At 36.0% G+C, this 10,411-nt stretch carries 11 protein-coding genes, 1 riboswitch and 1 other annotated feature; of the genes, 6 read left to right on the forward strand and 5 right to left on the reverse strand.

All coding sequences use genetic code 11. The annotated features are described in order from the left end of the window. The first annotated feature begins 233 nt into the window (after positions 1–233). From AC1DS7_RS22155 to AC1DS7_RS22165, 3 genes are all read left to right on the forward strand, one after another. On the forward strand, positions 234–581 hold the full coding sequence (locus AC1DS7_RS22155; RefSeq protein WP_000760478.1) for a winged helix-turn-helix transcriptional regulator: 348 nt from the start codon (positions 234–236) through the stop codon (positions 579–581). A 430-nt stretch (positions 582–1,011) separates the two neighbouring features. After that, on the forward strand, positions 1,012–1,452 hold the full coding sequence (locus AC1DS7_RS22160; protein WP_002016003.1) for a DUF1641 domain-containing protein: 441 nt from the start codon (positions 1,012–1,014) through the stop codon (positions 1,450–1,452). Between the two features lie 44 nt (positions 1,453–1,496). Continuing rightward, positions 1,497–2,675, forward strand: a complete 1,179-nt coding sequence (locus tag AC1DS7_RS22165) for an NAD(P)/FAD-dependent oxidoreductase (RefSeq protein WP_002016002.1) — start codon at positions 1,497–1,499, stop codon at positions 2,673–2,675. Positions 2,676–2,940: 265 nt separating this feature from the next. On the opposite strand, the gene tyrS is transcribed toward AC1DS7_RS22165, so the two are convergent. The 5 genes from tyrS to AC1DS7_RS22190 form a co-directional block, all read right to left on the reverse strand. After that, on the reverse strand, positions 2,941–4,203 hold the full coding sequence (gene tyrS / locus AC1DS7_RS22170; RefSeq protein ID WP_016102246.1) for a tyrosine--tRNA ligase: 1,263 nt from the start codon (positions 4,201–4,203) through the stop codon (positions 2,941–2,943). 57 nt (positions 4,204–4,260) lie between these two features. Next, positions 4,261–4,477, reverse strand: a binding site (T-box leader). A gap of 107 nt (positions 4,478–4,584) precedes the next feature. Beyond that, positions 4,585–5,502 (reverse strand): UDP-N-acetylmuramate dehydrogenase, encoded by a 918-nt coding sequence (gene murB / locus AC1DS7_RS22175; protein WP_002034675.1) that lies wholly within the window; start codon positions 5,500–5,502, stop codon positions 4,585–4,587. Between the two features lie 386 nt (positions 5,503–5,888). After that, positions 5,889–6,284 carry an SET domain-containing protein gene (locus tag AC1DS7_RS22180; RefSeq protein ID WP_000573650.1) on the reverse strand — a complete coding sequence of 132 codons (396 nt, stop codon included), beginning with the start codon at positions 6,282–6,284 and terminating at the stop codon, positions 5,889–5,891. Between the two features lie 108 nt (positions 6,285–6,392). Next, a complete protein-coding gene (locus tag AC1DS7_RS22185; RefSeq protein WP_002034679.1) occupies positions 6,393–7,895 on the reverse strand; it encodes a DUF4077 domain-containing protein in 1,503 nt (500 codons plus the stop codon). A gap of 34 nt (positions 7,896–7,929) precedes the next feature. Continuing rightward, complete coding sequence (locus AC1DS7_RS22190; protein ID WP_476999218.1) at positions 7,930–8,988, reverse strand: endonuclease/exonuclease/phosphatase family protein; 1,059 nt, start codon at positions 8,986–8,988, stop codon at positions 7,930–7,932. A 219-nt stretch (positions 8,989–9,207) separates the two neighbouring features. Continuing rightward, a riboswitch (Fluoride riboswitch) is annotated at positions 9,208–9,267 on the forward strand. Between the two features lie 54 nt (positions 9,268–9,321). Between AC1DS7_RS22190 and crcB (AC1DS7_RS22195) the strand changes: the two genes are divergently transcribed. The 3 genes from crcB (AC1DS7_RS22195) to AC1DS7_RS22205 all read left to right on the forward strand — a co-directional run. Beyond that, on the forward strand, positions 9,322–9,726 hold the full coding sequence (gene crcB / locus AC1DS7_RS22195) for a fluoride efflux transporter CrcB (protein WP_174411853.1): 405 nt from the start codon (positions 9,322–9,324) through the stop codon (positions 9,724–9,726). Then, positions 9,723–10,079: a fluoride efflux transporter CrcB gene (gene crcB, locus AC1DS7_RS22200; RefSeq protein WP_012261966.1), complete on the forward strand. Its 357-nt coding sequence runs from the start codon at positions 9,723–9,725 to the stop codon at positions 10,077–10,079. Before crcB (AC1DS7_RS22195) ends, crcB (AC1DS7_RS22200) begins: the two co-directional genes overlap by 4 nt. 228 nt (positions 10,080–10,307) lie before the next feature. Continuing rightward, a partial coding sequence (locus AC1DS7_RS22205; RefSeq protein ID WP_476999219.1) for a helix-turn-helix domain-containing protein occupies positions 10,308–10,411 on the forward strand: 104 nt, incomplete at its 3' end.

Below are 10,411 nucleotides of genomic sequence, written 5' to 3' on the forward strand. Positions count from 1 at the left end.
CACTCTTTTTTTGAAGAACGCACTTTAAAGTACGATAGGTACCAAAAAGTAACATAGGCACTTTTTAGTACCGTACTACTCATTTCCCTCTTACGTATGCTATTATGGAACATATTCAACATGATAAAAAGTACGTACTTTAAAGTGCTATAGGTACTTTTTAGTAACATTTAAATTATTTGGCTTCTTTTGTTGGAGAACTGAAATCTACATTCATCAAAGGAGATTTTTATATGAAGAAATATAATATTCCCGTTGAAGCGACTTTAGAGGTTATCGGCGGAAAATGGAAAGTCGTTATTCTTTGCCACTTAACGAAAGGTACAAAGAGAACGAGTGAATTAAAACGTCTCATGCCTGGTATTACACAAAAGATGTTAACACAGCAATTACGCGAATTAGAAGAAGACGGAGTTATTCAAAGAAAGGTATACAATCAAGTACCACCGAAAGTAGAATATTCTCTTACAGACTACGGTTGGTCTTTAGAATCCATTCTTGATTCTCTTTGTACTTGGGGCGAATGCCACCTTGAAAAAAGCGGTAACACATCAATGCTAATTACAGAAGGTGAACAATAAAAAAAGGAAAAAATGAACATAAATTTGTCCATTTCCTCCTTTTTTTCTTTATATATATGTACATTTTTAAGATAGATAAAATAATTTATGCGCTTTCATGCCTTGTCAGTACTAGGTTACAGAATCAATATCAAATAATTAGGAATCATTTTTATGTTAACATACGTGTATATAGTATATAATATAGGATATATATTATATACACTTTCCGATAAGGGAACTTTCCATTATGCGGACAAGCCATGTATCGGACAGTTCATAAATAATAGGTAGGACATTATGGTTTTGGATTTATGATTTCAGCTTACTTGCTGTCATAAATTTAAAGGCATTTTATTGTGCTTTGTGAAACTTTGTATAAAGTTTCATAAGCGTTTACTATCTTACCTATAAAAAATAAGAGTATTGCTATCGTAAAGGAGAATTGGAGATGCCAGAAACTATGACTCAAACAAAGCCAGAACAAGAAACTGTACAAATTTCTGCTAGCCAAGGACAACTTGATGTACTTGATCAGTTGTTAAAACCTGAGGTACAAGAATCATTAACAACACTAGTAGAACAGCTTCCAAAATTAACTGAGCTTGTTAACATTTTAACTAAGTCTTATGACTTCGCTCAAACTGTTGCTACTGATGAAGTATTAAAAAGCGACACTGTTAGTGCAATCACAGAGCTTGTAGAACCTGTAAAAGATACAGTGAAAAGCATGGCTGCAACTGCTATCGAAGCGAAAGATCGTGCTGATGAAAGCAACGAAGTTATCGGCCTGTTCGGTCTATTAAAATTACTAAAAGACCCACAAGCACAAAAAATGTTCCGCTTTGTGAACGCATACCTTCAAATTAGTGCAGAACGTAACAATAAATAATTTAACTTATAACAACAATTAGTAAAGACGGGGGATATCATACTATGTCAAAACAAATTGTCATCTTAGGCGCTGGTTATGGCGGTCTTCTTGCCGCTTTAAACGTACGTAAATATTACAGCAAATCAGAAGCACAAGTTACAGTGATTAACCAATACCCAACGCACCAAATCATCACTGAACTACACCGCCTTGCAGCTGGTAACGTTGCTGAGCAAGCAATTGCAATGCCACTTACAAAGCTTTTCAAAGGTAAAGACATCGATCTTAAAATTGCAACAGTTGAGTCATTCTCAGTTGATAGCAAAGAAATCAAACTAGCTGGTGGCACTACTTTATCTTACGATGCACTTGTAGTTGCTTTAGGAAGTAAAACTGCTTACTTCGGTATTCCAGGACTAGAAGAAAACAGCATGGTATTAAAATCTGCTGCTGATGCAAACAAAATCTACAAACACGTTGAAGACCGTATTCGTGAATACGCTAAAACGAAAAACGAAGCTGATGCTACAATCGTAATCGGTGGTGGCGGATTAACTGGCGTTGAGCTAGTTGGTGAGCTTGCTGACATTATGCCTAAACTTGCAAAAAGCCACGGCGTAAATCCAAAAGAAGTTAAACTTCTTCTTGTTGAAGCAGGTCCAAAAATCCTTCCAGTATTACCAGACCACTTAATCGAACGTGCAACTGCTAGCTTAGAAGCACGCGGTGTTACATTCTTAACAGGTCTTCCTGTAACAAACGTTGCTGGTAATGAAATCGACTTAAAAGACGGTCAAAAAATCGTTGCTAACACATTCGTTTGGACAGGCGGCGTACAAGGTAACCCATTAATTGGTGAATCAGGTCTTGAAGTAAACCGCGGTCGTGCAACTGTTGATGCACATCTACAATCTACTTCTCACAAAGACGTATTCGTTGCTGGAGACAGCGCTGTTGTCTTCTCTCCAGACGGTCGTCCATACCCACCAACTGCACAAATCGCTTGGCAAATGGGTGAGTTAATTGGATACAACTTATACGCAGCACTAGAAGGCAAAGCATTCGAAGAGTTCGCACCTATCAACTCTGGAACACTTGCTAGTCTAGGACGTAAAGATGCTGTTGCTACAATCGGAGCAAGCAATACTCCGCTTAAAGGTTTACCAGCATCATTAATGAAAGAAGCAAGTAACGTTCGTTACTTATCACACATTAAAGGTCTATTCAGCTTAGCATACTAATCTGAATATAAGCCCGAATCATGCCCTGCATGGTTCGGGCTATTTTTATCCCGCTATTTGCGGGCTGATAATCAGTTTGGATGAACAAAATCCCCCACTGATTAAAGTTTCACTTTATCCGTAATTTTCTCTAACTTATTTATTCGGCAAAAGAATAATATAACCTCTTTAATTATCAAAATATACTGACTTTTTTTATGTCAAAATTGTGTATATGAAAAGAGCGGAAGTAGATATCTTCCCTACTTCCGCTCTTTCACAAGAACTATTCTCCTAATTCCACTAAGCTGTAGTTCTTCTTCCCTTTACGAATAATGATGAATCGTCCATCAAATGAATTTTCTACAGTAACATCCCTACTGACATCCGTTACTTTTTCACCATTCATAGATATAGCCCCATTATTAATATCTTCACGCGCTTGACGTCTAGAAGGTTCAATTCCTAAATCAACTAGCCACTCTACGATATTTTTCGTCTCTTTTGAAGATTGGAATGTCGGCATCTCTTTAAAGCCTTGTTCAATTTCATCAGCTGTTAACGACTTAATATCTCCGCTAAATAACGCTGCTGTAATTTTAACTGCCTGTAAAAATGCTTCTTCTCCATGAACGAATTTCGTCATTTCTTCCGCTAATACTTTTTGTGCTTCACGTTTATGAGGCTCTGTTTCTACCTTCGCTGCTAATTCATCAATTCGCTCTTTCGTTAAGAACGTAAAGTATTTCAAGTATTTAATTACATCACGGTCATCTGTATTCACCCAGAACTGGTAAAATTCAAACGGTGTTGTCTTTTCCGGATCAAGCCAAATAGCACCACCTGCTGATTTACCAAACTTCGTACCATCTGATTTTAATAATAATGGAATCGTTAATCCGAATACTTTCGCTTCATGACCTTCTAACTTACGAATTAAATCTAAACCACTCGTAATATTTCCCCATTGATCACTACCACCAATTTGCAATTGAACATCTTCTTTTGTGTATAAATGATGAAAATCCATCGCTTGCAAGATTTGGTACGTGAATTCTGTGAAAGAAATCCCTGTATCTAAACGACTTGCGACAATATCTTTCGCTAACATGCTATTTATGCTAAAGTTTTTTCCGTAATCACGTAAAAACTCGATAATGTTTATTTTATGTGTCCAGTCATAGTTATTTACCATCTTCACTTCGCTATTCCCGCCAAAGTCAAATAGATTTTTCATTTGTGCTGTTAACGCATCTACATTATGCTGCACCACTTCTAACGTTTGTAGTTGACGCTCGGATTGGCGACCACTCGGATCACCAATTGTCCCTGTTGCCCCTCCGATTAAAATAACCGGATGATGGCCAGCTAATTGAAATCTTTTCATCATCATGAACGGAATTAAATGTCCAATATGCATACTATCACCAGTCGGATCCACTCCGCAGTATAGTGAAATCTTTTTCTCTTCTACTAACTTACGTAAACCTTCTTCATCTGTCTGTTGATTCACAGCACCGCGCCATTCTAATTCATCAATAATATTCATCTTTTGTCATCCCCTTTATTTTTTTGAAAACAAAAAAGCCCCTATGTCTACGATAGACATAGGGACGATTATTCACCGTGTTACCACCCAGTTTGCATAAATAGCATAGCTATTCATACCACTCTTAGCAATAATATCGATTGCTAGTCCGCTTAGCGTTACCTAAGATACTCCAGAGTGTAATTCACAAGTTTGTTTGTGCTAGGTTCCAGCAATCCCTAGCTCTCTTTGATAACAGTGACAAACTGCTACTGGGCTCTTTCAACGTATAATTTATTTGTTAAATTATTAGCCATTATATTGAATCAAAATCAAATTGTCAACAATACCCAAATGTTATTTCGAAATAATTCATACTTTTATACGTTTTTTATTCAAAGATTACTGTAGATTTTCTCCAATAATCCTTACTTCTCTCTCTAATTTCACACCGAATTTTTCTTCAACTGTCTTTTGTACAAAATGAATTAAATCGATATAATCTTGTGCAGTTCCGTTATCAACATTCACCATAAATCCAGCGTGTTTTAAAGAAACTTCAACTCCGCCAATTCGCTTACCTTGCAGTCCTGATTCTTGAATAAGCTTACCCGCGAAATTATTTGGTGGACGCTTAAATACACTGCCACATGAAGGATACTCTAAAGGTTGTTTTGACTCACGTTTAAACGTTAAATCATCCATTTTTTCTTTAATTTCTTCACGCACACCTTCTTGAAGCTCAAATCTCGCTTCAAGAATAATGTAATGGTTGTTCGCAAATACACTCTTACGATATCCAAATTCAAATGCTTCTTTCGTTAAAGTACGTAGCTCTCCATCACCTGTCATTACGACAGCTTCTGTTAATACAAACGATACTTCACCGCCGTAAGCACCAGCATTCATATATAACGCTCCGCCAACTGAACCTGGGATACCACAAGCAAACTCAAGACCCGTTAAATTATGATCTAATGCAATACGTGATACATCAATAATTGCTGCACCACACTGTGCTACAATCGTCGTTCCTGTTACAGTAACACCTGTAATATGAATTAAACTTACTGTGATTCCACGAAGACCACCGTCTTTAATAATAACATTCGATCCGTTTCCTAAAAACGTAACTGGAATATTGTATTGATTCGCATACTTTATAACTTCTTGAATTTCATCATAATTCGTAGGAGAAACGAACACATCCGCTTTCCCGCCCACTTTAATATGCGTATGATTCTTTAACATTTCATCTTGCTTCACATGACCTTCAGGCAATACTGTACTTAAATATTTATAAACCTCGTGCATATTCATTTTACGATTCCTCTATTTCTATAATCTTTTTATCCCGCTATATACGGGTCCATAATATCCCCACGTAAAAATGCATTACAGAACAACAGCTAACGTGGTGAATACAGTGTACATAAAGCACACCTATAAACCTCTTAAATTATAAGAGGTTCCACTCATATTAAAATATATATCGCATAATAAAGCAACCCAAATGGGCTACTAAACTTGACATGTAACCATATAGACAACAATTTGTAAAATATATAGGCTTTTCAAAGTAATACCCTTCAATATCTTACTATACCATACGAAAGAAAAGTGGTATTTTTTTGTAATCTTTACTTTATTTTCATCAATAAAAAAGAGCACATCCCACAGAATGTGCCCTTTCTATACTTTTTAACTTATTTTTCGTTCTCTTCTTTTTCCTTATCAAACCATAATAGCTCATCGTCATCAACTTCACCATTATAATTGATTAGAATCTCTTCTCCCGCTTTTATATCTTTGTAAGCAAAGAAGTTAAACGTATGATTCTCGAAGACAATATCATACGTTGCATTCGGATTATATGCATGATTAAATAACATGCCGTATCCTAACAGGAATGCCGTATGATTTACCCCATACTCAAATGCGTAGTCAGCAAGTAACGTTTTCTCAATGTGTTCATGCTGTTCATTCGGATAAGAGATAACTGGTGCTGAGTGTATCAACTCACCCTTTTTAATATCACGAGTTGCAAATACACCTCTATTAAATTCTCCATCACTAAGTTCAGAAGTCTTAACTTCAATCATATGCGTCACCTATATATTTCTTTCTTCGAAGTATTTTTCTCCTTAAGCTTGGCAGAAAATGCGGAGAAAAGCAATTAAATTCCTACCAAGTGGTCTTTTTCATCGATATTACTTTTCTAAAATATCTTCTAGCAACTTCACTTGCTCGCTAACAGTATGTAACGTCTTCACCGATGTATCATTTCGATGCTTTTCTTCTTCAACACTCGCTAACACTTCTTCCGTAGCTGCAGAAGTTTGTTGAATTACGTTAGAAGCATGTGTAACGTCCTTTACGATATTCGTCGTTTTAGCTTGGAAACTTTCTTGATGACCAACAATCTCCCTCATTACATCATTAATCGCATCAATAAACTTCCCTAAATCCGTTACATTCGTCAAAACACTTGCTAACATTTCGTTACATTCTTCTTGTACTCTTTCTGACTTCTCTACCTGCACTTCTACTTTACTTGCTTGATTACTAAACTCCTTCAAAATCCCTTGAATTCTCCCCGCAGAACGATTCGATTCTTCAGCAAGCTTTAATACTTCATTCGCTACAATAGCAAAACCTTTTCCATGCTCGCCTGCCCTTGCAGCTTCAATATTTGCATTTAAAGCTAGCAAACTCGTCTGACTTGAAATATTCGTGATTACATCTACAATTTCATTAATTTGTTTCGATTGTGTCATTAATTCTCTAAATATCGTTCCTGATTGTGAAACAACATCATTTAAACTTCTCATGTTAGCTTCAAAATTTCTTAAAGTATTTACACTACCCTTTGAGATTTCCAAACTTTTATCAACACGCATCGACGCATTTCTTACTTGAGAGATGATTTGGTCAATATTTCCCTCCATATCATTCAATACTTCTACTGAACGTGACATCATCTCTGATTGCGATTGAGTTCCCACTGCTACTTCTTCAAAAGCAAAGTTAATTTCACTCATTGACTCCATCGATGTATTCATATTTTGTCTTAAATGATTGAAATTACTATCTAACTTCACAACAGTTTCCTCAATAAGCCTTTGCGTTTCTTCTAACTCCTGAGCTTTCTTCATCACCGCTTGCTTCTCATCCCTTAAACGAGCCAAAAGATTAGAACCAATCTTTGTGACACCCCACATAGCGATCGTTACAATCGCTAACAAGCTTGCGAAATTTGCAGCTTCAGATGACGCTGTATACGCAAAAAATTGATTTGGCCAATAACTACAAAGTATAAATGTAACAACAACTGCTACCCCGCCAAGAATTAAAATAAGACGTTCACTCAAATAAATAAGTGAAACCGCTAATGTAAAATAGACCATTTGAAATACAGCTGGGCTTTCATTAAATGCTTGTACCATAATGAAAGACATAATAAGTAGCATACATGTCATGATGTATTTATACATTGCTTCCATACTTTCTATAAAAGTAAGCAGCGTTCCAAATACTACGATAGAAATACCACACATCCAAAATGCTATTGCTCTCTCTGTAAAAATATATCCGTAATACCCAATCGCTATTATCCCAAGGAAGAAACTACACATCGTGATAAATAGCAATAAATGATTTTTTTGTGATTCTTTCTCAAGGTTAGAAAAACAAGTTCTCTTTAACCACTCCATATATGAAGCCCCACCTTCTACTCATACGTATCGATTACTTCAGCTTGAATACCGCACTCACTGGGTTATGATCGCTATTTTCAAACTTCAAATCTTTCCCTTGTACATTTACAATTTCAACATTCGGTGAAACGATAAAGCCATCAATAATCGTGACGAAATTTTCACCTTCCACATATTTCTTCACATCATCTCTCACAGTCATAACAGACGGATCTACAGCCCACTTAAAGCCACCATCAGTAAAGTCCTTTGGTAACTCTACTAACCACTCAGGACGCTCTTTCACGAACTTCGGATCACTTAACTGAGCGTTAGAAATTAATTGATTCCAGTCTCCGCCCATTATTACATAATCACCATTTTTATAATGCTTGTTCATATATTCTTTTAAATACTCCACTTGCTGCTTTCTAATTTTTCCGCCTTCATCATAAGCAGACAAATGTAAATTTACGAGTCTAACAAATTTCCCATTATTAACAGGAATTTTATGTTCAACAATCGCTCGGTCTAAATCAAATAAACGCTTTGGCCACGGCTCCATTCCAGGAAGCTGAAATCTCTTCGCTGTTTGAACCGTATATTTAGAAAATGTACTTAATCCAGCTTCAGCATATCCCATTGGACTTGTGATTGGTACAGGAACCCATTTTGTATCATAGTTCTTTCCGAACGAAGAAGCATAATCAGGTAGTCCTTTTTTCAAAAATTCATGCCCATTTACATCAAATGATCGCATTGATTTTATATCTATTTCTTGTAATAGCACAAAATCACTATTCTCATTTTGTAAAAACGAAAGCATATTCTTTAAGTTAGTTTCCGTTTGTTCTTTACTACTTGAACCAGATCCTTTTCCCCCATCCATAAAGAAGTCTTGATCCTTATCTAGTCCAGCATATCCAATATTAAATGTTGTAACTTTAAATTCATTTCCATGCGCAATTACGCGCTCCTTATTGTTTTCCACCTTCAAGCTTATAACATCAGCCGGCTGTTCTTTTGTAAGTGTCATATAAGCTAAAAACCCACCTACAACTCCCACACCTACTAAAATACATATAAGTACTATTTTTAATAACTTTTTCAAACAAACGACTCCTTTTCTAAAACATACGATTTTACTTTTCTTTATTTTCAGTTAAATAAAAAAATGACAGACATACGAAATATTTTATCACACTGAAAACCTTATATCACTATATTTAGTTTATGAGTAAGGATTCCTTATCTTAAACTATTATATAAATACAAAATGCACCAACTTCTCCACTGGAAATTAAACGCAATGTTTAGTACACTATATGTAATAATCATAGGTGATGGAGTTCGCCATAACCGCTGCTTAGCTAATGACTCCTACCAGTATAACTACTGGTAGGAGTCTATTTTTTTGAGCAAGCTATTTAAAGAGGTGAGAAAATTGATTTATATTATCGTTGGCATCGCTGGCATATTAGGAGCCCTTTCCCGCTATTATTTAGGTCTTACTATTCATACATTTTGGCATCATTCTTTTCCATTAGCTACATTACTCATTAACTTAGCCGGCTGCTTCTTATTAGCATGGCTAACTACGTATATCGCCCGGCTAAACATCTTACCTTCAGAGGTTATCACAGGCATCGGGACTGGATTCATCGGTTCCTTTACGACGTTTTCAACATTTAGTGTAGAAACTGTGCAATTAATCAATCATTCTGAATGGAGCACGGCTTTCTTATATGTATCATGTAGCATACTTGGCGGCCTCATTATGTCTGGACTTGGCTATACACTTGGGGATTTCTTAATTAAGAAACATCTTACGGAAGGTGATTACTCATGATGGGAGCTTTATTAGTCGCAACAGGAGGGTTTTTCGGTGCGATTACACGATTTGCAATTAGCAATTGGTTTAAAAAAAGAAATAAAACACCCTTTCCAATTGCTACATTCCTTATTAATATAACAGGAGCATTTTTACTCGGGTATATAATTGGCAATGGAGTCTCTACAGAATGGCAATTATTATTAGGAACTGGATTTATGGGCGCATTCACCACATTTTCGACACTTAAATTAGAGTCCATTCAGCTTCTCAATCGCAAAAAAATTTACACATTCCTTTTATATTTAAGTACTACTTACATAATTGGTATCCTATTCGCATTCCTTGGAATGAAGCTCGGTGGAATATAAAAAAGCGACTCTATTGAGTCGCTTTCTTTCATAAGAAGTATGTCCCGCCATATGGAATGGAAAATAAAGTGAAGGCTAATAATCTGATATGATCCCCTTATAGTAGACAGGAAAAAGAAAGCACATTAACCTGTTTACTATGGAGGGGATTTTTTCATGGGAAAAATTAGAGTCACTTACGATGTAGAATTTAAGAAACAAGCTATAGATTTATACTTAAAAGAAGGCATGAGCTATAAAACCATTGCGAAAGAATTAGGTATTCATCACTCGGTTGTAAGTCGTTGGGTGAAACACTTTGAAGCTGAAGGAATCAAAGGACTAGAAGAAAA

Source organism: Bacillus sp. P4_E1 (assembly GCF_056401715.1).